This is a genomic window from Pseudomonas sp. ASL4, assembly GCF_056680395.1.
Window position 1 is genome coordinate 4,267,681 of sequence record NZ_CM155280.1, and the last position, 26,323, is coordinate 4,294,003.

Genomic DNA, 26,323 nt, shown 5'->3' on the forward strand with positions numbered 1-26,323 from the left:
GCTGCATTGCGGAAAGACGAATACCGGGATGATTTTCCAGTGTCCTTTCAGGAACGTTTTACTGCTTGATGACGTATCCATAAGCTCGAATGCGACCGTCCTCTTCGGTCTTGAGGTAGACACCCTGCAATTCGGGATTGAATCCAGGCAAGCGATTGATTGCATCCTGTAGAGCCAGGAAATAGCTCAGCACCGCACCCGACCACACTTCACCGGGGACCACACACAGCACCCCCGGCGGATAAGGCAGGGCACCCTCGGCGGCGATCCGCCCCTGAGCATCCTCGAGGGCGATCAGTTCCACTTTGCCGCGCACGAACTCGAGATTCGCCTCGCGGGGGTCCATCACTACCGCGGGCATATGCGCCTTGCGGAACATGTCCTTTTGCAGCTGTTTGACGTTATGTCGGGCGTAGAGCTCGTGCATTTCCAGGCACAGTTGGCGGATGCTGTAGTCCTTGTAACGGGCTTCGTGGTCGCGATAGACACCGGGCAATACCTCGGCCAGTGGCGCGTCGTCGTGGATAAAACGCTCGAAGCGCGCGATCTGCGCGACCAGGTGCTGCATCTTGGCCTGGCTTTCGGCTGGCGTGAGCAAGAATAGAATGGAGTTCAGGTCGCTTTTTTCCGGGACCATGCCGTACTGGCGCAGGAACGTGGCGAGGACCCCGGTATGGATGCCGAACTCCGTGTATTCGCCCGTCGTCGCATCAATGCCCGGGGTGGTGAACAGCAATTTGCATGGATCGATGAAGTATTGATTCTCGGTATAGCCCTCGAAGGCGTGCCAGCGCTCCTCGGGATGGAACATGAAAAACCGCCGGTTAGTGGCGATTTCATCGGTTGGATAATCCTGCCAGTAACGGCCATCAATGGTCGGCGGCACGAATGGCCGGATCAAGGTGCAGTGATCCATTACTAATTTTCGGGCTTCAATGCCGGCGCGAACGCATTCGTCCCACAGTCGGTGACCACTGCGACCGCTGTGCATCCGCGCATTGACATCGAGTGAGGCAAACAGCGGGTAAAACGGGCTGGTGGACGCCTGGGCCATGAACGCGTTGTTCAGCCGATGATGATTGCAGTAGCGCTCCTGGCCTTTGATGTGACGATCCTTTTTGTGGATCTGCGACGCCTGGGAGAAGCCCGCCTGCTGCTTGTGAATCGACTGCGTGACGAAGATTCCGGGATCGTCCGGCCCCAGCTCGAGCAACATCGGCGAGCAGTCTTTCATCATCGGAATGAACTGCTCATAGCCGACCCACGCCGAATCGAAGAGGATGTAGTCACACAGATGGCCGATGCTATCGACCACCTGCCGGGCGTTGTAGATGGTGCCGTCGTAGGTGCCCAACTGGATCACCGCCAACCGGAACGGCCGGGGTAGATCGGCCTTGTCTGGCGCAACCCGGCGCAACTCGTCGCGCAGATAGGTTTCGTCAAAACAGTGCGCATCGATACCACCGATGAAGCCGTAGGGATTGCGCGCCGTTTCCAGGTACAGCGGTGTAGCGCCGGCCTGGAACAACGCGCCCTGATGGATTGATTTGTGATTGTTGCGATCGAACAGCACGACATCGCCCGGAGTCAGCAAGGCGTTGGTCACGACCTTGTTCGACGCCGAGGTGCCATTGAGGACGAAATAGGTCTTGTCCGCGTTGTAGACTTTCGCGGCGCGCTTTTGCGCTTCCAGCGGCGCCCCTTCGTGGATCAACAGATCACCCATTTCCACGTCGGCGTTACAACGGTCGGCACGAAACAGCGTCTCGCCAAAGAAGTCGAAGAATTGTCGACCCGCCGGATGCTTGCGAAAGAACTGTCCGCCCTGATGCCCCGGGCAGGCAAACGTCGAGTTGCCGCGCTCGACATAGTGTTTGAGCGCACCGAAGAAGGGCGGCAGCAATGCTTCCTCGTATTGACTGGCCGCCGTTTCCAGTTTGTCGCCGTAGTACTCGGCCTTATCGGTGCCCAAGTCGAACACTCCGCTGATTTGCAGCAGAACATGTTCAATGTTTGGCAGGTTTTCCCGAGACAGTTCGTCCTTGGCGCTAACGGCAAAGAAGATCGGGATATCGAATCCTGATCGACTGATGACATCGAGCAAACCGTTTTGAACATCCGCTCCGGTAATCACCGCGGCGGCAACATCCGTCAAATCGGTTTGGGAAAATTCCACTACTTCGCGCGAAGTCAAAAAGCTACTGCGTGAAGCCGCGCTTGCAGCCACTTTCAGTTTATTCACCGATCTTCCCTCCATTGAAAGGCCTGAGCGCCTTATGACGCTGTCTGTGTATCGGATGTAATGCAGCGGACCAGATAACGCCCCTCATCCACTTCGACGCCATGGGTGTCATGGGTGAAACCTGAGAAGCGTCGGTCAAAATCTTCCAGCGCCTTGAGGTAACCGAGTAACGGACCATCGGCTGCGCCGACATTCTCGCCCGGCATCAACAACGGAATACCCGGTGGATAAGGGACGACGCCAGTGGCCACGGTACGCCCGGCCAACTGTTCCAGGGGCACGATCTCGACATTGCCTCGCACCAGTTGCTCATAGGCCATGACCGGGCTCAGATCAGGGACCGGCAAGGTCGAAAAGGCCCGAGACATGGTTTCGGTAGTACGCAACTCGGCCATCGCGGCAAACATGGTTTCACAGAGATCGCGCAACCCCATGCCCCTATAACGTTGCGCATGAGCGGCCAAAAGCCCGGGCAGCACTTGAGCCAAAGGCGCGTTGACGTCGTAATCGCGTTTGAAATCGAGCAGGGTATTAACTAACGTGCCCCACTTGCCCTTGGTCACGCCGATGGAGAACAGCACCAGAATGGTGAAATCGGTGGTTTTCTCGACCACGATGCCCTGGCGGTCCAGGTAGGCCGTGACCACTTGGGCAGGTATACCCAACTCGCTCATGCCGCCGCCAGACAGAATGCCCGGCGTGGTGATCGAAACCTTGATCGGGTCGAGCAAGCAGTAGCCATCCTCGATGTCGCCAAAGCCGTGCCAGGCCGCGTTGGGCTTGAGGATCCAGCAGGCCGGGTCGCTCGCCAGCAATTCCTCGACGGCGGCATAAAAGGGTATCGCCTGGCCGGTATCGGGAAGGGTCACGGTGTCTGGTTGCCAGACATTGAAAAACCACTCTCCGCGCCCTAAAAACTCGCCATTGAGCCGCGCGAGCATGCGCCGAAAGGCAATCGCCTCGCGAATCGCATCGCCGGTCAGGGCCTTGCCGCCCGGGCCGTCCATCATCGCGGCGCTGACATCGTTGGAGGCGATGATCGCGTAATTCGGCGAAGTCGAGGCATGCATCATGAACGACTCATTGAACCGCGCATGATCGATAGGACGCCGGCCGTCGCGGATATGGATCATCGAGGCCTGGGACAGCGCCGCCAGCAATTTATGAGTGGACTGGGTGGCGAACACCGTCGGCCGATCCGGGCCGTGATCGGCCGGCTCGCCATGCATGGCAAAACGTTCGCGATAAATCGGGTTGAAGCGTGCATAGCCGAACCAGGCTTCGTCGAAATGCAGCCGGTCGACGCTGGCGCCCAGCAGTTCCTCGACTCGCGACACGTTGTAGCAGAGGCCATCATAAGTAGAGTTGGTGATGATCGCGTGCATCGGTGTCGGGTCGATCCCTTCACTGACCAGCGGGTTGTTGGCGATGCTCTCACGGATCGCCTCGACGGTCAGGTGCTGCGGCGGTATCGGCCCGATCAGGCCATAATGGTTACGCAACGGCACCAGATACGTCGGGACTGCGCCGGACATGGTCATGGCGTGCTCTACCGACTTATGGCAGTTGCGGTCACACAGAGTGACCTGGCCGCGGGTCACGCTGGCCATCAGGATCACCCGATTGGAGGTCGAAGAGCCGTTGGTGACATGGTAGGTGCGATGGGCGCCGAAGACCCTGGCCGCATACACTTCACTGGCGCCGATGGGCCCGGAATGGTCGAGCAGCGAGCCCAATTCACCGACGGAAATCGACAGGTCGGAACGGAACAGGTTTTCGCCGAAAAAATCGAAGAAGGCGCGACCCGCCGTCGACTTCAGAAAGGCCGTGCCACCGGTGTGCCCCGGGGTGTGCCAGGAGTATTCATAGACTTGCGAAAAACGTACCAGCGCGCCGAACATCGGCGGCAATGCCGCGTCTCGATAGCGCTGGATGGCAGCGATGATGCGCCCACCGATAAAGACACTGGTGTCTTCCAGCAGCCAGATGAAATCATCCGATTTCTGCATGGCGTCCAGTGCAATGGTGGCTGCACTGCTGCGGTCGGCCAGGAGAAAAATCGGCACCGCTTCACTGCGTTCGCGCACTGCATCGAGAACGCTCATTGCTATCTCGTGGCTGTCGTCCAGGTCCAGGTCCCAATCGAGCAGCACACATTGCACCATCGGGTCGGAGTGGATGATGGCAATCGCATCCAGTGCCGATTGCGCCAATATGACTTCCACCTGACGCCCTTCCAATACCTCGGCCAATTCTCTCACCGCGCGGCCCGCGGCGGTTTTGGCCGACAGTTCTTCATGGATCAGCAGGGCTTTCATGCCGAGACGTCGTTGCTGCTTATAGGTCATCGTAACGTCCATATTCAATAGATGAGGATCGGATTGACCTGAAATTCGAAATCCGTGGTCAATGCCGCGGATGCACCGGTAAATGTTGAGAGGGAGCTGGTTGAGAGCGGATGAGAACTAGCCGTTGCAATTCCATAGGTTAATGAGTGTGCGGCACCAGACATCTGAAAAAGTTCGGTTATCTAGCGTCCTGCCTACGAAATAAGCTTCTTCAAAGAAACCAGCGATGGCCAACCGAGCTGCGACCATACCCACAACTGTCGAAGGTGATGACAGTGTGCTTCGTCGAGAGGGCCTTGACCTGATTGCCCCAGTAATCGGAGTTGGCCAGACCGCCATGAAGCAATATGACAGGCGATCCATGTCCGGTGATTGAGTAGTAAAGTTTGATACCGTTGACGTCGGCATAGCCAGCTTTTGCACTGGTTACCGGAGCGGGGGCAGTGTTTCCCAACGCTCTGTGGCATGAGCCGCGTTGAATGACATCAGCTCTGTACACTGCTCTGCGGAGGACTCGATTCGACCATCTGACGGTCATGGCGCAAAAATGCGGGTCGAGTAGGGTAGGGTGGTTAATTCGTTTTCGATGGACTTTGTCGCCCAGGCCGAGCAGTTTCGTGGCGTCAGTTAGCCGATGTCCCTCCAAGGCCTGCGACAACACAACCGGCTCAGTTCCAACGTTTTCAGCGACTTCGAAATGATGGTCAGAGCAGAGGTTGAAGGCTGGTTTTGATGGTAGTGACCACACGATTACGGCCTTGGTGTTTAGCGTGATACAAGCGTTGATCGGCTATATGCAGGATTGCCTCGATGGTGTCGCCGTCTCGGCCAGATTGCGATATACCGATGCTCACTGTGACCACGGTTAGCCGCTGAAAGCCGCTATTAAAAGCGGTATTTGCAACGTTGGTCCGCAGGCGCTCAGCGATTACATGCGCGCCTTCGAGTGAAGTCTGAGGTAGCAGTATCATGAATTCCTCCCCGCCCACTCGGGCTACGCCGTCATAGGGCCGGATCGAGTCGAGGCATTTCTGCACAAACTCCTTCAGGATGTCATCGCCCACCTGATGCCCGAAGCGATCATTGATGGATTTGAAATTGTCCAGATCAAGTGCCAACACCGAGAACGGTGGACCACCGCGTTTGGTTCGGCCAATTTCATCTTCGACCCGCTCCATGAACCGACGCCGATTATCAGCTCCTGTCAGTGGATCGGTCGCTGCAAGGTGTCCGAGTTCTTGATTGGTGCGCTGAAGCTCCAGCAGGGCGTTCTCTGTGTACTCCATTGCCTCGGCAAGACGCACCATCAGCTCCTCTTGGCTGTAAATTGTCGAGAAAGAACGTGTGGTGAGGAACGCTTGCACTACCCCATAGCTCAACAAGAAGAATCCAGCGGCGAAGATCGCATGAGCGAGCCACCACATGTGGTTCCAAGGACGTGCAAGGATGAAAGCAAGGGATGACAACGCGAACGCCGTGACCGATATGACAAAGATCACCATCAATTGCGAACGGATACGGCGCAGCAGGAGTATTGCAACGTTCAATGTGGAAAAAACAAGGGCGCCACCTTCCAGCGAGAGGCGCACCGCGAGATTGCTGGCGATTGACGAGTTGGCGATGTATGCCACTGCCAGGTCAACCAGCAGAAACAGTCCTATCCAGATCAGCCACGGGCGGGGCTTCGTTCGTTGGTCCGCGGCATCAGGTGGGCGGTGGTACGACAGTATTCCGACTAACAGCAGAATCGCCATGACCAGTCGAGAGGCCGGTCCATACAGGAGAAAGAGCCAGATATTGTGGTGTGCGAGCCCAGTGAACGCACCATGCAGCGCGTAAATCAGTACAAAGCCGAGAAAGCCAAGCGTCATCCATCGCAGCAGTGGTTCTCCCGATGACTGGTAGCAGCGCCACGTTACGTAAGTAACAAACAAGCCTTCCAAGGTGGCTGCCGTGATCGCAATTATATGGAACGCGTGGTTCTCGAATAAAAGAGTGGGGTCTTGAAAGAAGAATAAGTAGCCAATCAGATAGGCCGGAATAAACGCAAATCCTGCGAGCAGCAAGCTGGCATAAACCTTGATGATGAGACGGACTGCTTCAGGTGGCTCGCCGGTGGCGATGATATTGCTCATGGCTCCCTCCAATTTTGAATCTATTTTGTCAAAATCGGACCGGTATTGGCTCCGGAACCGCATACACGCTGCGTTAGATTTGGATTATAGGGTGCGAAATAAGCCGGATTCTGGTCTTCCATTGGCTTTGGCTCCTTGGAAATTTATAGCCTAGTCGAGCAATTGCTGTGCTGCCGAGGTTATAAAATCATGTGAAGTCGATACGACCGGCAGATGGCCCAAATCATTTCAGTGCCGTTCGTCGTCAGCCGGTATCGGTCAGACGCTTACGCACGGGGGGCACCACACTAAGCTCTATTATTTCGAACACGGAGATCAATATTCCGCGCTCGTAGGATCGGCGAATATGAGTAGCTTTCCGATGCTCCGTTGGCCCTCGAAACGAAGCTAATCGCTCAAGGCAACCTCCATGCAGTAATGCCTGAGGTACTTTGATGCTCGCCAAAAAATGGCGGGCAGTCTGCATATATCACCCTGCGTCCGCGTGTTTATGTACATGTAGGGTGAGCGAGACTACGCGCGGAAGATGGTGCTACAGGGGCGCTCCTCAGCAGGTACGCCCGTTAGGGAGATTATGAGTTCGCCAGTGATATAGGTATTCGCGGAGACTAAATCCTGAAAGCAAATGCGCTGAAACGTTGGCCCAAGGAAGCGGAGCTCGCGGTGACCATTAGTGCGCCACGGATCGTCACTCCGTGGCGAACGGCCTTCCTTAAGGTGCTATGTCAGCCTTAAACCACTTCTCCGAAAGCCGTTTGACCGTCCCATCCATCAGGGCTGCGCTCAGGGCATGGTTGAATTTTTCCTTTAAGTCAGTATCCCCCTTCCTGAACGCCAGGGCCTCGCCCGGGCCCCAGATGGGCCCACCTATCTTGGGGCCGACCATGTGCACCGTCTGGTTTTCCGGGTTTTGCAGCGCGGAGGAGAAAAACGTCACGTCATCGAAAGCAAAATCAATGCGGCCTGCGTTCAGGTCCATCATGTGCTCACCGGACTTTTTATAGGTCCGGATGGTTGCGACATTTTTAAAGTTTTTCTCCACAAAGTCTGTGTAAGCAGTGCCGGACTGAATACCAATGACCTTATCTTTGACCAGCGAGCGCAGCTGATCGATGGTGGTTTGGTCGTTGTTCTGATCACCGCTGAGCTTGATCACTTCATCGCTCGGGGTGCTTGAAATCACCGCTGGCGTTGAGCTGACAAACACACCCTGCGTGGCCGCATACGGCGTTGAGAAAGCGACGATGGCCTCACGCTCCGGGGTAATCACGATGGCATCCATCAGCATGTCGAATTTGTTGGCATTAAGCCCCGCGATCATCCCATCCCAGTCCTGAGCTTGAAGCTTGCACTCAAGCTGGATCCTCGAGCACAGGTCCTTCAGCAGTTCAGGTTCGAAACCGGAAATCTCGCCGTTGGGTAGTGTGGTATTCCAGGGTTCGTAAGCCCCTTCGGTGGCCACACGAACCGTTGTCCAGTCCTTCGCAGCGGCCATGCCAGTAAACAACAGACTGCCGCCTAAGGCGGTACAGGCGAGCAGGTTTCGGGTAAAGCGAGTGATGGAATGCATGTGTTTCCCCAAAGAGTTCGAAAAGGATCGGCAGGGGCAAGCAATGACAGCCAAGGCGAGTCGAGGGCCTTTTTATTAGAGTGTTGCGTACGAGTCAGGCCGTTCGGCCGTAAAAGCCCAGTTGTTCCTCAGCGCTGAACAGCACGCCGGGTTTTTCGTAGTACGAGAAAACAGCCACCATCCGTTCGCGGCTACCCTTGACTGGGGTGACGCGGTGCGCCGTGTTTTTACCGCGAAACACATTGAGCGTGCCGGCGCGTAACTTCAGAGTCTGCACCTGGGGATCACGCCCCTCAAGCAGTTCGGCCACACCGGCGTAGTTGGGATCATCACTAGTTCGCAAGTCGCTGCGGTACTGGAATTCGCCACCTTCTTCGGGGGCCTGCAGCATAAGCGTGGTGGTGAATTCGGACCGATCGAAGTGCCAATTCAAGGTCTCGCCCTGGCGGTAACTCATCACATTGACGCGGGCTAAGGGGTCAGCCATCACGTGCAAGTTTGGCTTCTCCATGACGGAAGCCAGAAAGGCCGCCAGGGGAGGGTACTCGTAGATGTCACTGACTAGGCTGCCCTTGAGTTGGTCTGCGCACAGGGTATGACTGACCGTCTCGACGTTGCGTAATGCCGGATGATCCGCCGCCAAGCCCTCGATCTGCAGTTTGAAGTAGATATTGTGCGTGCGGCTGTGGGTATGGGATTCGCTGTTCATGGTCGGCTGAATTTGCTTGGCCGCCAGGCGTACTTTGTCCGCTGCGATAAAGCCTTCCAGATTGAACATGCCGTTCAGGTTCAGCTCGTTGCGGGACTTCTCAACCAGGCGGTTCCATTCATCGCTGCCTTCACGGTCGAGTGGATAGCGCTCAAGATCAATGACGTTGTTCATGATGACCCTCTCGTTGTAGATGGCTCCAACGTATCCCATGAAAATCTTCGCAACAACGGCATAAATTGTTAGGATCCCCCTAGTAAAACTTATGGGAGACGCGCTCATGCAACGGTTGCCGCCCCTCAATGCCGTTCGGACCTTCGAAGTCGCCGCACGGCTGGGCAGCTTTGTGCTGGCGGGTGCAGAACTGGGCGTGTCATCGGCGGCCGTCAGCCAGCAGATTCGCCATTTGGAAGACTACTTCGGCAAGAAACTCTTCGTACGCAACGGCAACCGTTTGGCCCTCACCGACGCCGGCCTGGCGGTCTATCCACAAACCTCTCGGGCGCTGGGTGACATCGCCGCGATGACCGTGCGCATACTCGAAGGTGAAATGCGCACACGGCTTATTGTCAGCGTTCCGTTTTCCCTGGCCGAATGCTGGCTAGCCCCAAAGCTCTCAGAGCTGCTGGAGATCTACCCACAACTGTCGGTGGATGTTCGTGTGGAAGATGACCCGGTCGACCTCGCCCGGCATGACGTGGATCTTCGGGTCAGCTATGGGAGTTATCACTACCCCTCGTTTGAGGCCATTCCCTTGTTCCATGACGAAGTGCTGCCGGTTTGTGCGCCGGAAATTTGGTATCGGCACGGCAACAAGGACTTCGATCTCACACAGATTCACGAAAGTTTGTTTATCCATACTCAATGGGGCCCCAACTATGCGTCGCATCCTACGTGGAGTGATTGGTTCACCAGCGAAGTCGGGGACTATTCACCGGACCCCGCACATGGCCGTCGCTCGGGGTTGTCGAGCCTATCGGTGACCCTTGCCAAGCTGGGGATGGGGATTGCTTTGGGGCAGAAGGTGATTGCGAAGCGGGATTTGGAGGCGGGCCGTTTGATTGCGCTTTCTACTGCGTCGTTGAAGCTGGGGCATGCTTATTGTGCGTTTGTGCCTGCGGCCAAGCGGGGGCGGGTGGATGTGCAGAGGCTGATTGGGTTGTTGCAGCTTTCAAAAGTTGAGGCGGGCCTGTAGGAGCGGATGTATCAGCGAAATCCAACGCGGTGTATCTGAAACATCGCGCTAGGTTCGTTGAGGATGGTGGTTTCGTCGGGAATGCGCTCCAGACTCAGCCCCGCAAACTGGCGCAGAATAGTCGTATCGTACAGTGCCTCTTCCATCGCTGGATCGCTGTAACCGAATCAGTTTTGCATCAGATGAACACGTAGCATCGCCATCAGCGGATAGGCCGGACGACCGCCATCACCCTTCGGGTAGTACGGCTCGATCAGAGTAATCAGTCCCTTCCAGGGCACCACCCGATCCATCTCGATCAGGAACAACTCTTTGCGGGTCTGCTTACGCTTGCCGGCGTACTCGGCATCGGCGAAGGTCATCTGCTTTATCGGAAAACTCGTCGGGTGGAATCTGGGTATTTTGCCAAAATCTGGAAGTCTTCTTCAGAGTTTCCCTTATTGGAGTAAGTGTGCCGAGAGCTGCCGAGCGATGGGCGGCAATCGACCGATTCTTTTGAAAATAGTCATTTCCCCCAAAGTGATCGAGTGTTGATGGGCGAAAACACGTTAGAGAGGGATATTTAAAGGAGGACCCCATGTAAGTACTCGGCGCTGAGCAGCTTGAAGCAGTTAATACTCTGCGCCGAAAGTAATTTTTAACTATGTACGAAACCCTCTATTCAGTTTTTAGTGTGAATACAAATGCTGCCAGCGACGGATCTTTTTCAGCATTTTGTTTGTGCCTGCCGATGAAAATCCACTCGTCCTCTGTCCAAAGAATTCGTGTTGTTTTAGGTGCTTTGCAGTCAAAAACAACCTGATAGATTTTTGTTTCTCGCTGCTGGACGACGACGCATTGCTCAAGGCAAACCAACAATCGCTGCCCGGGCTCCAGTGTTGGCGCATTGAGCGGGACACACATCTTAATTTCTGTTTTTCGCATGATGACTTTCGTCCTTAAAATTCAGAAACCGTACGCGTCAAATCAAAAGCAAAGGCGATCCGTTGCGGCGAGGGACTCATCGGCGTGGAGCTGATAGCTCATTGCTGATCGCGAGAGCTTTTTGGGTTCGGTTTTGTTCTCGATCTGGCCGTCAGAGCCTTTTATCACTGACGCTCACCCGCAAGGTTGTGTGCTTTCAAAGACAAAGCAGTGGGCGGGGGCGCTCGGGCCTGCGTACCTCATGGGGTTCGGTGGTTCTGCTCATGACTAGCCTCGGAGGGTTCATATGTGCATAATATTATCATGCAGTGATAATAAAAGGGCAGTCTGCTCGCCCTTGCCTCAGGCAGGGGCGAAGTTTTTTGCTCAATTGCCGGGAGGCAAAATCACGCATGAGAACGGAAATACGTGAGCGCTTGGAGAGCTGCATGAAACGTGAGGACGTAAAAATCAAACACGCTGAAGGCATTCAGTTTGACACCCATTTAATTGCCAATCCGGCCAACACCCAGGAGTGGATTGCCTTCTTTAAAAAGGAAGCAGGACGAAGCTTTTTCCTGGTCAATGACAACGAAGAGATTGAACCCTTCCGACACCTTGATGATTTGATTCATGAACTGCGTGAAATCGGCATCAAGGTGGCTGAAATTCATTTTTGAATTCTTTTCCCTTGGAGTGTCGTCATGTCTGTCAGGGTCGAACATCTGTCTAGTCAGAGTGAAGATCTATGGTCCGTGTGTGTAGGTGCCCGGCGAATTCAGTTCCGCAATGAGCAGGGTGCAAAGGACTACGCAGCAAAGCTGAAAGAGCGTATAGAAGCTCCGCATATATACCCGTATGCAGTGCCGGCAACCGGTGACAGAAATTGCCGCAAGTAATTAAATGTGTTGCCCTTGTTTTATTATAAAGATTGAAACATAACAAAAATAACAAAATACCCTGCTTGCGGGCGATGCATGAGTCGGCGAGCTATAAGTAAACATCTTTGAACTTATGTCGAATCTATTCGACAAGTGAATGCCCGTTCATTCAGTATCTGGAGTCGCATAATGAGGGTGAAAGTGCCCGCTAAAAAGCCAGCGGAAATTGCCCTGTCACGGGCTGCTGGCAAACTGGCTGCGGAGGTTTTGAGCATGATCGCGCCGCATGTCAAGCCAGGTGTTTCTACCGATGAGCTTGATAGGCTGTGCCATGACTACATAGTCAACGTGCAGAAGGCCATTCCAGCCAATGTCGGATATCACGGTTTCCCTAAAACCTTGTACACCTCTGTCAATCATGTGGTGTGCCACGGAATTCCATCGGATAAAAAGCTTCGGGATGGCGATATCATCAATATCGACATCGCAGTTCTCAAGGATGGTTGGTTCGGTGACACAAGTCGCATGTACTTTGTGGGTGAGCCAAGCGCTGAGGCTCGCCGGATAGTGGACACCACCTATGAGGCAATGTGTGCCGGCATTTATGCAGTAGGTCCTGGTGCCACGCTCGGTGATGTCGGGCATGCCATTCAAACTGTGGCGCACCGTGAGGGCTACAGCGTTGTGCGCGAATACTGCGGACATGGCATCGGCAAGGTTTACCACGATGAGCCGCAGGTCCTTCATTATGGGAACCCTGGTGAAGGTCTGAATCTGAAACCGGGCATGATTTTCACCATTGAGCCAATACTCAATGCTGGAAAACACGATGTAAGAACGCTTGGTGATGGCTGGACGGTGATCACCAAGGACCTTTCGCTCTCGGCCCAGTGGGAGCATATGGTCCTGGTCACTAATGATGGTTTCGAGGTTTTGACTCCCTGGCCAGACCAATCAGAAGAGTACCAGGAGATTTTTTAATCGCGTGGCCAGTCTTCCTTTTGCGCAGCGGGCGCCAGTGATTCCTGTGCGTTTTTGCCTGGAGTCGGTGCTGATGGGTAAAGATCTCCCGCTCTTGGGCATTTTGATTTCTCTTCAATCAAAGAAGGTCGGTAGGCGGGGCCTCAGGATATAAAACGCCAGCTCTGACTGAGCTGGCGATTACGTCTATCTAGTCACGCAAGTAGGCCACCAAGGCGTCAGCGAAGGACTCGGTCGTTCCGGTTCCCCCCATATCCGGTGTTACCTGATCGCAGGAGGTTTTCAGAACAACGCGGATAGCGGTACGAATGCGTGTCCCCTTGTCCACCATGCCCAGATAATCAAGCATGTCCGCGGCAGCCAACAACAATGCACAAGGGTTCGCAATGTTCTTGCCTGCGATGTCCGGTGCCGAACCGTGGACCGCTTCGAAGATCGCCGCATCGGCTCCGATGTTAGACCCGGGCGCCAAGCCCAATCCACCCACCAGGCCTGCGCACAAGTCTGAAAGGATGTCACCAAACAGGTTGGTGGTGACAATGACATCGAATTGATGGGGATTCATTACCAACTGCATACAGGCGTTATCGACGATCATTTCGTGGAATTCGATTTCCGGATAGTCCGCAGCGACCTCACGCGCAACCTCAAGAAACAAACCGGAGCAAGACTTGATGATATTGGCCTTGTGCACCGCGGTAACTTTCTTGCGGCCTTTGCTACGAGCCAGCTCGAACGCGTATCGCACGATGCGTTCGGAGGCTGTGCGTGTTACACGAATGCTCGCCAAAGCGACTTCGCCGTCCTCTGAAATACTTTGTCCTTCGGGTAAGTAAGCGCCCTCGGTATTTTCGCGCACCGTGATGATGTCGATATCTTCGAAGCGCGAACGGGTCCCTGGGAAACTGATCGCCGGTCGGACATTGGCGTAGAGATCGAAATGGCGGCGAAGGTGAACGTTGATCGATGAAAACCCACGGCCGATCGGTGTCGTCAGAGGGCCTTTAAGTGCGATGCCATGTTTGGCGATCGTATCGATAGAGGCGGGTGGCATCAGCTGTCCATGTTGCTGCAACGCCTCCAGGCCGGCCTCAACGAAGTCGTAGCGAAGATTGCAGTCAAGGGCGTCGAGTACGCGTAGCGTCGCTTGCATGATCTCGGGGCCGATGCCGTCGCCCTTGATGATTGCGATTGTTCTGCTCATGGTCTCTTCCTTAACAGAGCTTTGTCAGCCTGCTGTATTGATTGGGTCATTGAGACTGGTGTCACGAGTCTGCTGATAGGCATTGACTGTCTGACGGCTTTCACCGCGCCAGTGTGCTGTGTTTCATCCTCCGCGCCGTGACTGCGCAGGTCATCGCGGATCAAATGACGGGCGTCCTGAGACGGGTGTCAGGTCTCGCGCCGCACAGAACTACTCAAGGATGCTGCTGTTACGGGGCGAGCTACCGGATCAAGCGTGCTGTCACTGCTCCACCGAGTATGCGCATAACATTAACATACAATGTTAATTGTTATGCGGCAGACGCGCTCAGCAAAAGTCATTGGCTCACTTTCGCATGACGCGGCGGACAAAAAGCCTGACGTCGTCAAAGGCAGGCACAATTGCCAGCGTCACCAGCACCATCGCGAGCGGTACCGTTGAGATGTAACCAATGTGCTTGAACCCAAATGCCCCCATCACGCCGCCGAAGAAGAAATTCAGCGCCAGCAGTATCAGTATTTTGAGCCGGGTCCGATTGGCGAGAACTTTTGGATGGGTCGATGTGCTGACGGCATTCCAATAAAACAGTTTTCCAAACTCGATACCGATATCCGTGATGATGCCGGTGATGTGAGTCGTTCGGATTTCGGCTTTGGAAATTTTGGTGATCACCGCGTTTTGTAGTCCCATGATGAAACACAGCAGCATCACGGTGACGGACACGAACAAACCATCCACTGTGGATAGTTGAGCACCCAGAAAGCCAAAGCAGATAAGCAGAAAGGCTTCGAACAGGAGGGGCACTGCAAACTCACTGTGCAACCGTCTGCGTCGGGAGTAATTGACCATGACCGCAGAGCACGCGGCCCCAACCAGAAAGGACAACAATGCGCCGGCGCCACCAAGCACCAGATCGTAGGCTCCCAGTACACTGTTGTCTGCCATCGAAGAGACGATGCCTGTCATATGTGAGGTGTACTGATGCACCGCCAGGAAACCGCCAGCGTTGATTGCTCCCGCGACGAAGGCCAAGGCAAACCCAAGATGTCGGTTTGCGGCTGTGGTACGCCTTCGCCCGGTGAGGCTCCTGACATATTTGATCGGCATTTATTCGCCCCTGTTCCAAGGGAAGGAGGGGCAAAAAGCCAACCGATTATGCATATCTGATATCACCAGGTTCTCGCGATTTAGACGGGTCAGCTCGTTGAGTTGAGTGCTGATTACCTGCCGGGGAAGTAGACGGGGATCGCGAAAGCTTCACTTGGCGATCGGCCAAAAGCGGGTAATTTTGCAAAAAGGCGGACTGTCGATATTCAGGAGGTGCAGCGGCTGGACAACCCCAGGTGCGACAGCTGCCAACCGTGAAACAGGTCGTGCAACTGCGGCACATCTGCATGATTGACGTCTGCTTAAAGCGGGTAGTGCGCCGGGTAATGCAGCTTCGCAACGCCGGTGTCGATAGCGGCCTTGGCCACTGCACCGGCTATTGCTCCGAGCAGGCGAGCATCGAGCGCTTTGGGGAGAATGTAATCGCGGCCAAACTCAAGCTTATCGACGTTGAACGCTTGCAGCACTTGCACCGGTGTCGGCTCTTTGGCCAATTGGCGCAGAGCCTCCACCGCAGCAATTTTCATCGCTTCGTTGATCCGGGTTGCGCGAACATCCAGCGTCCCGCGGAAAATGAACGGAAAGCCCAGCACGTTATTGACCTGGTTCGGGTAATCAGAGCGACCGGTTGCCATGATCAGGTCATCACGTGTGGCCATGGCCAGCTCGTAACTGATTTCAGGGTCCGGGTTCGAGCAGGCAAACACGATCGGGTTAGGTGCCATCGCTGCCAGTGCTTCTGCCGGGAGGAGATTGGCTCCAGACAGGCCGACAAACACGTCAGCACCGGTCATGGCTTCCATCAGCGTACGAGGGCCACCGTCGTTAACGAACTGTGCCTTGTATTGATTGAGGCCTTCCCGAGCGGAGTGGATAACACCGACACGATCGACCATGTATAGGTTGCTTTTTTGAGCGCCAAGACTAAGCAGCAGGCGCATGCAGGCAGTGGCGGCTGCACCGGCGCCGAGGCAAACAATTCTCGCATTCCCCAGGGTTTTGCCCTGAATCTCCAGTGCATTGAGCATGCCGGCGGCAGTGACGATGGCAGTACCGTGTTGGTCGTCATGGAAGACTGGGATGCTGCACTGTTCGATCAGTGCTTCTTCGATTTCAAAGCACTCAGGCGCTTTGATGTCTTCCAGGTTGATGCCGCCAAAGGTGTCGGCAATGCGCACGACTGTATCGATAAAGGCTTGGGAGCTCTCGGCATTGACTTCGATATCGATCGAATCGATTCCGGCAAAACGCTTGAACAGCAATGCTTTGCCTTCCATGACCGGCTTGCTGGCTAAGGGGCCTAGATTGCCGAGGCCCAGAATGGCCGTGCCGTTGGTGATTACGGCCACCAGATTTCCTTTACCGGTGAAGCGGTAGGCATTCTCTGGATTCTTCGCAATTTCGCGTACGGGCTCCGCTACGCCCGGGCTGTAGGCCAGCGCGAGTTGGGCGGCTGTGTCGGCAGGCTTGGTCAGCGCGATGCTGATTTTCCCAGGAGTCGGGAATTCGTGGTAATCCAGTGCAGCCTTCTTGAAGTCGGTAGTCATGCGAGCCCCTAATTAGACGTTGATTACAACTGCATGTTAACATTATTATAATGCAAGGCAACGAAGTCCTGCCCCCGAGACCAGGCACAAATTGCCGGCTGAACGCTGCTGATGAAGGGGTTTGTCAGCCAGCGGACCCACTCTATTGACCCTAAGACTTCAGGGCGGGCCTGTATCTGGTGGTCAATAGAGATCCTCCTATGCTTGAACCCGTCTTAGGCCACCTCGTGTGGCCATTTTTTTGCGCGCTCGAATGTCCCCAGCGTCAAGATGCTGAAGTTATGGGCGTGGCTCAAGTGATCGCGGTAATCAAAATAGCAGGGAGCGAAAGGGGAGCAGGCTTGGTGTTCTGTTCCTGTTAGCCAAACGTCTAGCCTGTCCAATGGAGGGAAATGCCCCGGATCAGCATTGGTCAGCGGTCCTGGCTGTGAGAGGCGTGGTGAGTTCGCGGGAAGGGATGGAGCGTGTCGATTCTTTCTTTCAAAGTGGCGGCATGGGCCTTTACCCCCTGCTCAGTACGAAATTGGATGTTGCGGCTGCCGAAACAAACAGACCAAAGCGCTTCGCTCTGGCCGGACAACTACGCAACCTTTATTGACATGATCAAACGCCCTGAGTGGAACCATCAGAAATGAACTTCGGCGGACTTGATACCCAGCTCTCGAAGCTCATGGATCAGTTCATCGAGGCGTCCAAATGACTCAATTTCCTCGTTGTCATTGACCAGAAAATAGCTTCTTCCTGCTTCCTTTTTGAAAAGAATGATCCATTCGTGTGTGTTGGCCGGGTTGGCTATCACATGCGTGTCAAAGTGCATGCCTTCACCGTGTTTGGTTTTGACGTCTTCGCGTTTCATTCGGGGGGCTCCGGGCATATGTTTATGCGCTCTCGACACCGTATCTACAGTGTCGCTGGTGTCGTAAGAGGCTAGGCCAATTGCTTTGCTATTATCACTACGTGTGAATAGTATGCACATGGTACCAAAGCGAGGCTAGTCATGATTGCGATACGGGAAGCTTGGAAAGCAGGCTTGTTAGGGCCCAAGCATTGGCTTCGAAATATCGTCTCAGGGGTCATCGTCGGCGTTGTGGCGCTACCCTTGGCCATGGCATTTGCCATCGCATCGGGCGTCAAGCCGGAGCAGGGGATCTACACGGCGATTGTGGGTGGTCTATTGGTTTCGCTGTTCGGCGGGAGTCGACTACAGATCGCCGGCCCTACCGGGGCGTTCATCGTCATTCTGGCCAGCGTAACGGCCAAGTACGGCGTTGATGGCTTGCAGATCGCGACAATGATGGCGGGCGCAATATTGTTACTGCTCGGCATCACCAAGCTTGGTGCACTTATCAAGTTCATTCCTGATCCCGTGATCGTTGGGTTCACCGCCGGCATCGGTGTGATCATTTGGGTCGGGCAGTGGAAAGACTTTTTGGGGTTGCCGAAAATTAGTGGCGACCATTTTCATGAGCGGCTTTGGCACCTCATCCAGGCGCTGCCCGGCCTCCATGTACCCACGACCCTGTTAGCCCTCTTGAGCCTGCTGTTGGTGATACTCGCGCCTAAAGTACCAGGCGTAAGGCGTGTTCCTGGTCCTCTGATTGCCATGGCCGTTGTGACGGCGTTGAATTCCTGTTTTCAATTCGATGGCGTGGCAACGATCGGGAGTGCATTCGGAGGGATTCCTCAAGGACTGCCAAAAATGGGCCTTCCTGAAATAACGCTGCCGCAGATCATTGAATTGATTGGTCCTGCGTTCGCGATTGCGATGCTGGGGGCGATCGAGTCGCTGTTGTCTGCTGTTGTCGCCGACGGGATGGCCGGCACCAAACATGACTCCAATCAGGAGTTAATCGGACAAGGCATTGCCAACCTGGTCACTCCTCTGTTTGGTGGCTTTGCTGCGACAGGCGCGATCGCTCGAACAGCGACCAACATCCGAAATGGTGGCAATAGCCCCATTGCGGGTTTTGCGCACGCCGTCACGTTGATTTTATTGATCCTCTTCCTGGCACCTCTGGCTTCGGATATCCCGCTGTGCGCGTTGGCCGCGATCTTATTTGTGGTCGCTTACAACATGAGCGAACTGAAGCACTTCAAACGCATGGTCAAACGAGCCCCAAAAGCGGACGTTGCGATCCTTTTAATCACCTTCAGCCTGACCGTTTTCAGCGATCTGGCGATTGCAGTGAATATCGGGGTCATCCTCGCCATGCTGCAGTTTATGCGTCGGATGGCTTCATCTGTAGAGGTGCAGTTAATGGTCGAAAAAGAGCTGGAGGCGGAGTTGCGCATAAATGGGCATGTACATCTTCCACCTGGTGTTTTGGTTTACACCATTGAGGGGCCTCTGTTCTTTGGCGCAGCAGAAACCTTTGAGCGCGTTTTGGCTCAGACGCACACCGATCCTGGGACGTTGATTATTCGCCTGAAACGGGTGCCGTTCATGGATATCACGGGCTTACAAACGCTGCTCGAAGTTATTGAGCAGTTGCGCAAACGCAGCATCGTCGTGAAGTTGTGTGAAGCCAACGAAAAAGTCCTTGGCAAGCTCGACAAGGCAGGGGTACTTCAGGCACTCGGCTCACAGCATTATCATGCTGACTTCAGTGGTGCACTGGGCAGCTACGCTGAGGTCGACAAGCCCCAGGGCTAGAGATGAGGTGCAGAGAGTAGAAGGAGCGATGAGCAGGCATTCGTCGTACCCGCTCATGCGCAGATGAATCACTTACCATTGGACGCAGTTCTGCTTTTGGTGGCGTAGGACACGCCGTGCGTCTCCAGATAGTCCCGAATAAGCTGACGAACGACCTGAGAGGGCGTCAGATCCTGAGACGCGCAGAGCTCCTCAAGGGCCTTTTTCTTGACGGGATCAATGAGCACAGTTAATCGTGCAGTCTTATTTTCCATGGAATTGTCTGTACCCTAAAACGATCAATGTTAATCAAATTATAATGGTCGAAGATTTATTTGTCACCGGTTAGGTTCGTTACAGTTAACTGGATTGACCGTGACCAGAAAGTGGCGACGATAGGTCTACCAGAAACGGGTAAAGGAAGGGGTAGATGGACGGGGAGCGTGTAGGGAAACTGATTCTGGCGTCGCCCGAATCAATTGCCGTCCTGGCCACAGCACCCGACAAAACTATGATTTTGGGCGACTAGCGCAACCAGGCGACGGGGTCGTCGGCGAGCCTCGCCGCACTAAAGGTTGGCGACGTAGGCGCGATAGGCCCATCCGATTATTCATTTCTAGGGCAGGGTTTTAAATTCCACGTTTTACTTCCCGAAAAAACAAAGATTTAGTTCGGAGTGCTCGGAGACGGTAGGGAAATGGACACCTATGTGAGAAGCTCCACCCAGATACAAGATTTAACTTATGGGCGATGTGATATGTACACAAGAGCGGCAATTCACTGATAAATATGAATATATTCAGGTTGCAAGCTGCTCTAGTGCTCATCAAACGGAGCTCATAAGAAAAAGGGCCGTTCTGCTAACTTCGCACTGATTCAGTGGAAGTGATAGTGCAGTACAACTGCAGAATGACCATTTGCTCGATGCACTCTAAAGCCGTGCAGATCGTTTGTTACGAGCTTATGAGGATGGTGACCATGAGGGAAGCTGAAGAGTAGACGATGGTCTGCGTGCCTCCAGGTGATACGCCGATGACAATCACGAAGATCGCAAAGGCCAGAGCGATGCACTGCGATATCCGTTTGAACAGATCGGCCTTACTGACATAAAAAACCATTGCGGGCATCAGTGTCAGGCCAGCGGAAAATATCGATATGAGCATGAGTTTGATGAGCGCCTCGGGCGAGTCTTCACCGGTGTAGGCCCTAAGTATGAGGCTGACAGGGAGCACAGCCGATACAGCGGCAGCGACAAGTACAAAGGCCAGCATGGTTAGCAGGAAGATGCGGGATGCTTTGCTGTTCGGTTTTCCAGGCGCTGCTGACGTCGCGCACAAGTCCAAAGCGAGTCTGAATTTTGGACTGAGATGCAATGCTGGAATCGTGATCACTACGAACGCTACCAAGAAAGCCAACCGATCGCTGTCGTCCAAATGTGGCGCTTCAAATACCAAAGCCATGAGCGTTGCTATGCCCAGCAACACCGGCCAGAAAAGCACCTTCACAATCTCGGGTTGGAGATTAGGGCTATCGTTGAACAATGAAACCGAAAGACCAAAGAGAATGCCGGTGGTCATCAGTACCACGAAGTAAGCGGTTACCACGAGAGCCACAATAGCTAGCCACGTAACCAGATCTGACTTCGCGGCAAGCGCTGCCGCCATCAGGTCAGGACGACCGATGGCAGTCGTGTAGGTCGATATCGTGTAAATCCCCAGCAACGTGCCGAGTCCGCCCAGGAAGACGGTCAACTGGGGCCAGTGGGAGAGGATGCGTTTTAGATTTTTTTTCAATGCTTGCTTGAAAGTAGGAGGTTTCACTTCTGTCATGTAATCGATTCCGGAAAAGCTGAACAACAATGGATAGCGAGCGATCTCGTTGTTGGGAGGCCCCAATGACGCGGTCGCAAGCGTGTCTGCAGCTGTATCGCCTTCCTTTTTTCAGGCTTTACGAAAATTTATTTTTTTTCGCCCCTTGAAAAAATTTTCGAGCGACGGATCTTTATATTTGAGGACAACAAAAAAGCAGCGATCTCAGCGCCCCACCTACCGCCGATCCTGCTGAGGAAACGGTGTGGGGTTTTTGCTTATTCAGCGCTTCTGCTTTTGGCCCTTTCTTGCGATGTATCCTGCTGACGCTGATGTATGGCTGCCCTAGGGGCATAGCAAAGTCGTCCCTTAGCGGCGTAAGCCGCTGCTTTCCCGTTTGATTTCAAACAACGAGTCATTTTTTTAAAAAAATACCCGTGTCGGACAACTTTCGCGTGAGCGGAGTCCGCGTATGAACTGGAGAGAGCAAATGGAAGATGAGATTGAGTTGAAGGTTTGGCGCTTGGCGCAGCAGTCATGTGAAACGGCGGCGTTTGTACGACTGATTGAAAAGGGGGTCGACAGTTTCAGGAGAAATCCTGGGTACGATCCTCTCCTGAGACTGCACGCCTCAGGGATTGGCGTGGATAGCATCAGGGTGCTACGTGAGGTGCTGAAACGTCGTGGTATCTATGCAGGGCCAACTGCAGGCTACGTTGAGCTCAGGTCTCATCTGAATATGCATTTGCGAGGCCATTTGCAATTGCATCTTATGGAGGCGGGGCAGGCCACCGAAGAAATGAAAGCGGATCAGTTGGGTCGAGATCTGGGGCTGTAGAAGGCGCCGAGCGAAACTGCACTGATCTAGGAGGCGATCGCCACGTACATGATGCACGCCACAGAGAAGCTTCGGGCCTAGCAGTCGTTGTGTAAGAAAATTCGGGTGAGCATTCGAACCGGGATGTTCAATCCCGAGGAAGCGAAGTACGCCAATGGCGTTCTGGTGGAATTGCCCTATCCAACGGACGACGTTCGGTTGATGACAAAAGCTGCGGTGGACGCGGTGGATAGGGTCTTCCGACCAGGCTTCAAATACAGCAAAGCCGAGGTGCTCCTGGTTAGAGGCCGCTCCTCTACAGGCCATCCGCGCCGAGTGAGTTGTTCAGTGACATCGAAGATTCCCACGTCACCGAAAAATCCTGTGGTGTCCGGGTAATGTGCATCGGCTAACGATACCTTGGCCAAGCCTGATTCTTGATCAAAATACAACAGAAAATGCTAGCCCCCTGTAGTGCTACCGGTGGCTGGATAATTGATCGCGGATTTCCCCGAATTAACTAATCCTTTATAGCGATGCCCTGGCAACCAATGGACAACCAACTGGCTGGGCTCCTGATACGTCGAGGGCTTCGATCAGGTGCCGGGCAGCCTTGCGACCGATCTCGTAGTACGGCAGTTGTACCGTTGTCAGCGGTGGGATGAACAGTTCAGCGATACCGATCATGTTGTCATAGCCGAGCACGGCGACATCATTGGGGATTTTCAGCCCGCGGCCCAACAACACCTGATAGGCACAAAAAGCAATACGGTCGTTGCCACAGATCAGAATATCGAATTGGGGACGACTATCAATGATGTGCCGTTCGAGGATGGCTGCGGTTTCACCATAGGCGTCATGATCGGAAAGATCATATTGCAGGAGTGCGCCAGGTAACAGCCCGAATGCCTGACAGGCACGCTGTATGCCTCTTTGTCGCAGCCCCCAGGCCAGGCTCTGTTTTGGAAGATTGATAAACAGAGGGCGCCGATAGCCTTGACTCAGTGCGTGATGTACGGCTCGATACTGCCCCATTTCGTCGTCGGGCACATAACTGACCAGGCGACTGTCATCCGCCAGGCAATTGGCGAGTACTAGGGGGGTGCTCTTCAATCGCTCGGGAATGCACACCTGGCGCAGCCCCATGGCGCTGAAGATCAACCCGTCGGGACGGTGCGATAACATCAGGTCGATGTTCTGGTCGGTGGGCGGGTTGCTTAACAGGTTGAGGATAAATACATTCCAGCCTGCTTGCTGCGCGGTCTGTTCGATGGACAGCAGCAGCTCGACGGCGAACGGTGTTGTTGCGGTGTCCAACGCGAACACACCGATGGTTCGAGTCTGGAGGTTGTCGCCGCGAATCCTTCGCGCCGATAGGCTCGGCACGAATTGCAATTCGTCAATGGCGCGACGCACCCGTTGATAGGTTTCGGGGCTCAATTTTTCCGGATTGTTGAGCGCTCGAGAAACCGTCATCAGGGACACGCCGGCTAGCTGTGCAACGTCTTTCACTGAAGTCATACGAGGCGAAACCGGTCAGCTTGAGGCAGAATCATGACACATGGCCTGCGCTTCTCGCGATTCGAATGACGCTGCTCATAGCCATCCCGAGGCGAGTGGCCACGCCCTTGGAATGGAGACACGCCCGCCACTCCCGCTTGCAAGGAGCTTCACGCCCAGACTGCCGGGCTGCGGATAGAGGCGACTACTGAGGCTGAAGCGCCCGTTTTCGTCGAACACCTCGATGGACGAGCGATCGAGGAACACGCGCAGTTCGAGTCGCCCTTGTGTTGGGTCTATCGACACGCTGCGCTGACCTGTGGCTTGCGCACCCGAGCGGCTACGGTCAAGCACCAGACGCTGTAGCGACGCGTCGTAGTAGAGCAGGGTTTCTTCATGGCCATCGTCGCTGCAGCGCAAGGCGATTCCCAGGTGGCCGTCGGTGCAGCCGAGCAAATCCAGATGCACATGGATTTCGAGCATATCGCCTTTCACTTCCGGTACCCACCGGGTTCCCGACTCATCCCACCAGGGCGTGTCCGGCAATGGCGCCTTGCGTAGAGCGGTGAGCTCCCGTGCCGGATACACGCAAAGGCGATCTGCGCGCAGTTCAAGTTCGCGCGGTAAACCGAGCATGCCGCACCAGTGATGGGCCTTGCTCGGCATCGGGCTTTCCCACATGTCGAGCCACGCCCATAAAAGTCGCCGACCATCGGCGGCCAGTAGCGTTTGCGCTGCATAGAAATCGTGGCCGTTATCCAGCTCGATAAAAGGCCCGCCAGTGAAGTGCCATTCGCTATCGAGTCGGCCCACTCGATAACCAGTCTGGTACTTGTTGAGCCGTTCGTAACCTTGGGGTTGCATGCCTTGGGGGGAGTACAGCAGTACATCGCGTCCGTTCAGTCGAAACAGATCCGGGCATTCCCACATATAGCCATCGCCCTCGCTGCCGCCGGACACATAGTCAAGGAACTCCCAGGCGTGCAGATCCGTGGAACGGTACAACGGGAGCAGCGGTATATCGCCCAGACGTGCGCCGGCAATCAGGTACCAACAGTCATCCTCCTTCCATACCTTGGGGTCACGAAAGTGCATGATCGTGTCTTGCGGCGCGGTCTCGATGACTGCGCCATGCTTGACGAAGCGGATACCATCGATACTGGTGGCCAGGCACTGGACTTGACGGATCGAGCGTTCGTCACCCGCGTCCCCCAGCCAGGTGTGCCCGGTGTAGATCAGTGCCAGGGTATCTCCACACACCACCGCGCTACCGGAAAAACAACCGTCACGGTCGAAGTCATCGCCGGGTGCCAGCGCAATGGGCAGATGCTGCCAATGAACCAGATCGGCACTCTTGGCATGCCCCCAATACATCGGCCCCCATTTCGCCTCGAAGGGGTAATGTTGATAGAAAACGTGATATTCGCCACGAAAGTACACCACCCCGTTAGGGTCGTTCATCCAGCCTGCCGGGGGAGCAATATGATAACCGGGTCGATAATCGTGGATGACGCGAGACAGGCCGTCACTCAGTGCACGCTGCGCAAGGTCAAGGGAAGAAGACATTGGATCACTCATGGAATTCAAGGACAAGGTCATAGGGCGCCTGCTCGTACCGGGCGCAGAGAGACTCCATCTGGCCGGGTTTCAATGGCTTGTGGGGGGCGCCTCAAGGCCGAGCCGTCGGCGTCGAACAGGTGCAGATTACCGATGTCCAGCTGCAGCTCGACCCGATCGCCGACCTGCCATCCGGCGTTGACCTCACAACGACAGATCAGTGGATCGTCCTGCCCGGTATCGAGGTGCACATAGGTTTCGCTGCCCAGGTATTCGACCCCGGTCACGATGACGCCGACGGTTCCATCCGCCGCGTTGAGCGATACATGCTCCGGGCGAACCCCGAGGCTCAGCGGAGTGTCCGCCGCCAGGTTTGAGCTGTCGAAGGGCAGGGAGGTCATACCCAAAACCGGGGTATCAACCAGGCTGGTTTCGCCTGGGGCATGCAGGCGCGCCGCCAGAAAGTTCATTCTGGGCGAGCCCAGAAAACCGGCGACAAACCGGCTGGCGGGGCGTTCATAGAGTTCGCGCGGCGAGCCAACCTGCTCTATGCGACCGCCATTGAGCACGACAATTTTGTCGGCCAGGGTCATCGCTTCCACCTGATCGTGAGTAACGTAGATCATGGTTGAGCCCAGTCTGGCATGCAGCCGGGCGATTTCGTTGCGCATCTGCACCCGCAAGGATGCATCCAGGTTGGAGAGCGGCTCATCGAACAACAAAATGTCCGGCTCCCGCGCCATGGCTCTGCCCATGGCGACACGCTGACGCTGCCCTCCAGACAGTTCTTTTGGCTTGCGTTGCAGCAGTTTGTCCAATTGCAGGATTTGTGCAGTTTTCAGCACCCGCTCGCGCAGGCTGCTTTTTTCAGTCTTGGCCAGTTTGAGGCCAAAGCTGATGTTGTCGTAGACGCTCATGTGCGGGTACAGCGCATAAGACTGAAACACCATGCCGACGCCACGCTCGCGTGGTTCCAGGTCGTTGACCCTTCGCCCATCAATCAGCAGGTCGCCGCCGCAGATCGAATCCAGTCCGGCGATCAGTCGCAGCAGGGTCGACTTTCCGCAGCCCGAAGGGCCAACGAACACCACGAATTCACCCGCAGCGATCTCCAGGCTGACGTCGCGAAGAATCCGCACGCCGCCCAATTGTTTGTTCACATTGCCTAGCTTCAATTTAATCACGAT

General features: G+C 54.9%; 20 protein-coding genes and 4 pseudogenes. 7 read left to right on the top strand and 17 right to left on the bottom strand.

Annotation, left to right across the window (positions count from 1 at the left end):
- Window positions 1–58 precede the first annotated feature (58 nt).
- The 4 genes and pseudogenes from speF to AC1MEW_RS19165 form a co-directional block, all read right to left on the bottom strand.
- Window positions 59–2,242 carry an ornithine decarboxylase SpeF gene (speF, locus tag AC1MEW_RS19150; RefSeq protein ID WP_480423183.1) on the bottom strand — a complete coding sequence of 728 codons (2,184 nt, stop codon included), beginning with the start codon at window positions 2,240–2,242 and terminating at the stop codon, window positions 59–61.
- Between the two features lie 32 nt (window positions 2,243–2,274).
- Window positions 2,275–4,590 carry an Orn/Lys/Arg family decarboxylase gene (locus tag AC1MEW_RS19155; RefSeq protein ID WP_480423186.1) on the bottom strand — a complete coding sequence of 772 codons (2,316 nt, stop codon included), beginning with the start codon at window positions 4,588–4,590 and terminating at the stop codon, window positions 2,275–2,277.
- A 235-nt stretch (window positions 4,591–4,825) separates the two neighbouring features.
- Window positions 4,826–5,076: pseudogene (locus AC1MEW_RS19160) on the bottom strand (alpha/beta fold hydrolase); the annotation flags it as partial.
- A 218-nt stretch (window positions 5,077–5,294) separates the two neighbouring features.
- Window positions 5,295–6,725, bottom strand: a complete 1,431-nt coding sequence (locus AC1MEW_RS19165; protein WP_480423187.1) for a GGDEF domain-containing protein — start codon at window positions 6,723–6,725, stop codon at window positions 5,295–5,297.
- A 505-nt stretch (window positions 6,726–7,230) separates the two neighbouring features.
- Between AC1MEW_RS19165 and AC1MEW_RS19170 the strand changes: the two are divergent.
- A pseudogene (locus AC1MEW_RS19170) lies at window positions 7,231–7,317 on the top strand (CBS domain-containing protein); the annotation flags it as partial.
- 120 nt (window positions 7,318–7,437) lie between these two features.
- On the opposite strand, the gene AC1MEW_RS19175 reads toward AC1MEW_RS19170, so the two are convergent.
- Together AC1MEW_RS19175 and AC1MEW_RS19180 are read right to left on the bottom strand one after the other, a co-directional pair.
- Window positions 7,438–8,295 (bottom strand): transporter substrate-binding domain-containing protein, encoded by an 858-nt coding sequence (locus AC1MEW_RS19175; protein WP_201257459.1) that lies wholly within the window; start codon window positions 8,293–8,295, stop codon window positions 7,438–7,440.
- Window positions 8,296–8,389: 94 nt separating this feature from the next.
- The gene (locus AC1MEW_RS19180) at window positions 8,390–9,178 is read right to left on the bottom strand and encodes a HalD/BesD family halogenase (protein WP_480423189.1); all 789 of its coding nucleotides are present in this window, start codon (window positions 9,176–9,178) and stop codon (window positions 8,390–8,392) included.
- Between the two features lie 106 nt (window positions 9,179–9,284).
- On the opposite strand from AC1MEW_RS19180, the gene AC1MEW_RS19185 reads away from it, so the two are divergent.
- Complete coding sequence (locus AC1MEW_RS19185) at window positions 9,285–10,199, top strand: LysR substrate-binding domain-containing protein (protein ID WP_480423190.1); 915 nt, start codon at window positions 9,285–9,287, stop codon at window positions 10,197–10,199.
- Window positions 10,200–10,255: 56 nt separating this feature from the next.
- On the opposite strand, the pseudogene AC1MEW_RS19190 reads toward AC1MEW_RS19185, so the two are convergent.
- A pseudogene (locus AC1MEW_RS19190) lies at window positions 10,256–10,570 on the bottom strand (transposase); the annotation flags it as partial.
- Between the two features lie 286 nt (window positions 10,571–10,856).
- Window positions 10,857–11,123 (bottom strand): hypothetical protein, encoded by a 267-nt coding sequence (locus AC1MEW_RS19195; RefSeq protein ID WP_322268603.1) that lies wholly within the window; start codon window positions 11,121–11,123, stop codon window positions 10,857–10,859.
- A gap of 428 nt (window positions 11,124–11,551) precedes the next feature.
- Here AC1MEW_RS19195 and AC1MEW_RS19200 point away from each other — a divergent pair, with 428 nt between their 5' ends.
- Window positions 11,552–11,782 (top strand): hypothetical protein, encoded by a 231-nt coding sequence (locus tag AC1MEW_RS19200; RefSeq protein ID WP_045060682.1) that lies wholly within the window; start codon window positions 11,552–11,554, stop codon window positions 11,780–11,782.
- Window positions 11,783–12,172: 390 nt separating this feature from the next.
- The gene (gene map / locus AC1MEW_RS19205; RefSeq protein WP_201257463.1) at window positions 12,173–12,964 is read left to right on the top strand and encodes a type I methionyl aminopeptidase; all 792 of its coding nucleotides are present in this window, start codon (window positions 12,173–12,175) and stop codon (window positions 12,962–12,964) included.
- A gap of 190 nt (window positions 12,965–13,154) precedes the next feature.
- Here map and AC1MEW_RS19210 read toward each other — a convergent pair whose 3' ends face one another.
- The 4 genes from AC1MEW_RS19210 to AC1MEW_RS19225 form a co-directional block, all read right to left on the bottom strand.
- Window positions 13,155–14,168 (bottom strand): isocitrate dehydrogenase, encoded by a 1,014-nt coding sequence (locus AC1MEW_RS19210; RefSeq protein ID WP_201257464.1) that lies wholly within the window; start codon window positions 14,166–14,168, stop codon window positions 13,155–13,157.
- Window positions 14,169–14,513: 345 nt separating this feature from the next.
- On the bottom strand, window positions 14,514–15,275 hold the full coding sequence (locus AC1MEW_RS19215) for a YoaK family protein (RefSeq protein WP_201257465.1): 762 nt from the start codon (window positions 15,273–15,275) through the stop codon (window positions 14,514–14,516).
- 302 nt (window positions 15,276–15,577) lie between these two features.
- On the bottom strand, window positions 15,578–16,822 hold the full coding sequence (locus AC1MEW_RS19220; RefSeq protein WP_201257466.1) for a malic enzyme-like NAD(P)-binding protein: 1,245 nt from the start codon (window positions 16,820–16,822) through the stop codon (window positions 15,578–15,580).
- Window positions 16,823–17,447: 625 nt separating this feature from the next.
- Window positions 17,448–17,678 (bottom strand): hypothetical protein, encoded by a 231-nt coding sequence (locus AC1MEW_RS19225; RefSeq protein ID WP_140893163.1) that lies wholly within the window; start codon window positions 17,676–17,678, stop codon window positions 17,448–17,450.
- Between the two features lie 141 nt (window positions 17,679–17,819).
- On the opposite strand from AC1MEW_RS19225, the gene AC1MEW_RS19230 reads away from it, so the two are divergent.
- The gene (locus AC1MEW_RS19230) at window positions 17,820–19,475 is read left to right on the top strand and encodes a SulP family inorganic anion transporter (protein ID WP_201257467.1); all 1,656 of its coding nucleotides are present in this window, start codon (window positions 17,820–17,822) and stop codon (window positions 19,473–19,475) included.
- Between the two features lie 68 nt (window positions 19,476–19,543).
- On the opposite strand, the gene AC1MEW_RS19235 is transcribed toward AC1MEW_RS19230, so the two are convergent.
- Entirely contained in the window at window positions 19,544–19,729 is a 186-nt protein-coding gene (locus AC1MEW_RS19235) for a ribbon-helix-helix protein, CopG family (RefSeq protein WP_201257468.1), read from the bottom strand.
- Between the two features lie 678 nt (window positions 19,730–20,407).
- The gene (locus AC1MEW_RS19240) at window positions 20,408–21,283 is read right to left on the bottom strand and encodes a hypothetical protein (RefSeq protein WP_480423192.1); all 876 of its coding nucleotides are present in this window, start codon (window positions 21,281–21,283) and stop codon (window positions 20,408–20,410) included.
- Window positions 21,284–21,752: 469 nt separating this feature from the next.
- Here AC1MEW_RS19240 and AC1MEW_RS19245 point away from each other — a divergent pair, with 469 nt between their 5' ends.
- Complete coding sequence (locus AC1MEW_RS19245; protein ID WP_480423193.1) at window positions 21,753–22,100, top strand: hypothetical protein; 348 nt, start codon at window positions 21,753–21,755, stop codon at window positions 22,098–22,100.
- 30 nt (window positions 22,101–22,130) lie between these two features.
- Window positions 22,131–22,382 (top strand): annotated as a pseudogene (locus AC1MEW_RS19250) (DinB/UmuC family translesion DNA polymerase); the annotation flags it as partial.
- 225 nt (window positions 22,383–22,607) lie between these two features.
- On the opposite strand, the gene AC1MEW_RS19255 reads toward AC1MEW_RS19250, so the two are convergent.
- From AC1MEW_RS19255 to AC1MEW_RS19265, 3 genes are all read right to left on the bottom strand, one after another.
- Window positions 22,608–23,600, bottom strand: a complete 993-nt coding sequence (locus tag AC1MEW_RS19255; protein WP_323570015.1) for a LacI family DNA-binding transcriptional regulator — start codon at window positions 23,598–23,600, stop codon at window positions 22,608–22,610.
- A gap of 75 nt (window positions 23,601–23,675) precedes the next feature.
- Window positions 23,676–25,178, bottom strand: coding sequence for a glycoside hydrolase family 32 protein (locus tag AC1MEW_RS19260; RefSeq protein ID WP_480423195.1), 1,503 nt, complete (start codon window positions 25,176–25,178; stop codon window positions 23,676–23,678).
- Window positions 25,175–26,320: an ABC transporter ATP-binding protein gene (locus AC1MEW_RS19265; RefSeq protein WP_480423196.1), complete on the bottom strand. Its 1,146-nt coding sequence runs from the start codon at window positions 26,318–26,320 to the stop codon at window positions 25,175–25,177. The genes AC1MEW_RS19260 and AC1MEW_RS19265 overlap by 4 nt, the downstream gene beginning before the upstream one ends.
- Window positions 26,321–26,323 lie beyond the last annotated feature (3 nt).

Coding starts and splice junctions, on each gene's coding strand:
- AC1MEW_RS19155 (WP_480423186.1), bottom strand. CDS start 4,590: ATGACCTATAAGCAGCAACGACGTCTCGGCATGAAAGCCCTGCTGATC.
- AC1MEW_RS19165 (WP_480423187.1), bottom strand. CDS start 6,725: ATGAGCAATATCATCGCCACCGGCGAGCCACCTGAAGCAGTCCGTCTC.
- AC1MEW_RS19175 (WP_201257459.1), bottom strand. CDS start 8,295: ATGCATTCCATCACTCGCTTTACCCGAAACCTGCTCGCCTGTACCGCC.
- AC1MEW_RS19180 (WP_480423189.1), bottom strand. CDS start 9,178: ATGAACAACGTCATTGATCTTGAGCGCTATCCACTCGACCGTGAAGGC.
- AC1MEW_RS19185 (WP_480423190.1), top strand. CDS start 9,285: ATGCAACGGTTGCCGCCCCTCAATGCCGTTCGGACCTTCGAAGTCGCC.
- AC1MEW_RS19195 (WP_322268603.1), bottom strand. CDS start 11,123: ATGCGAAAAACAGAAATTAAGATGTGTGTCCCGCTCAATGCGCCAACA.
- AC1MEW_RS19200 (WP_045060682.1), top strand. CDS start 11,552: ATGAAACGTGAGGACGTAAAAATCAAACACGCTGAAGGCATTCAGTTT.
- map (WP_201257463.1), top strand. CDS start 12,173: ATGAGGGTGAAAGTGCCCGCTAAAAAGCCAGCGGAAATTGCCCTGTCA.
- AC1MEW_RS19210 (WP_201257464.1), bottom strand. CDS start 14,168: ATGAGCAGAACAATCGCAATCATCAAGGGCGACGGCATCGGCCCCGAG.
- AC1MEW_RS19215 (WP_201257465.1), bottom strand. CDS start 15,275: ATGCCGATCAAATATGTCAGGAGCCTCACCGGGCGAAGGCGTACCACA.
- AC1MEW_RS19220 (WP_201257466.1), bottom strand. CDS start 16,822: ATGACTACCGACTTCAAGAAGGCTGCACTGGATTACCACGAATTCCCG.
- AC1MEW_RS19225 (WP_140893163.1), bottom strand. CDS start 17,678: ATGAAACGCGAAGACGTCAAAACCAAACACGGTGAAGGCATGCACTTT.
- AC1MEW_RS19230 (WP_201257467.1), top strand. CDS start 17,820: ATGATTGCGATACGGGAAGCTTGGAAAGCAGGCTTGTTAGGGCCCAAG.
- AC1MEW_RS19235 (WP_201257468.1), bottom strand. CDS start 19,729: ATGGAAAATAAGACTGCACGATTAACTGTGCTCATTGATCCCGTCAAG.
- AC1MEW_RS19240 (WP_480423192.1), bottom strand. CDS start 21,283: ATGACAGAAGTGAAACCTCCTACTTTCAAGCAAGCATTGAAAAAAAAT.
- AC1MEW_RS19245 (WP_480423193.1), top strand. CDS start 21,753: ATGGAAGATGAGATTGAGTTGAAGGTTTGGCGCTTGGCGCAGCAGTCA.
- AC1MEW_RS19255 (WP_323570015.1), bottom strand. CDS start 23,600: ATGACTTCAGTGAAAGACGTTGCACAGCTAGCCGGCGTGTCCCTGATG.
- AC1MEW_RS19260 (WP_480423195.1), bottom strand. CDS start 25,178: ATGACCTTGTCCTTGAATTCCATGAGTGATCCAATGTCTTCTTCCCTT.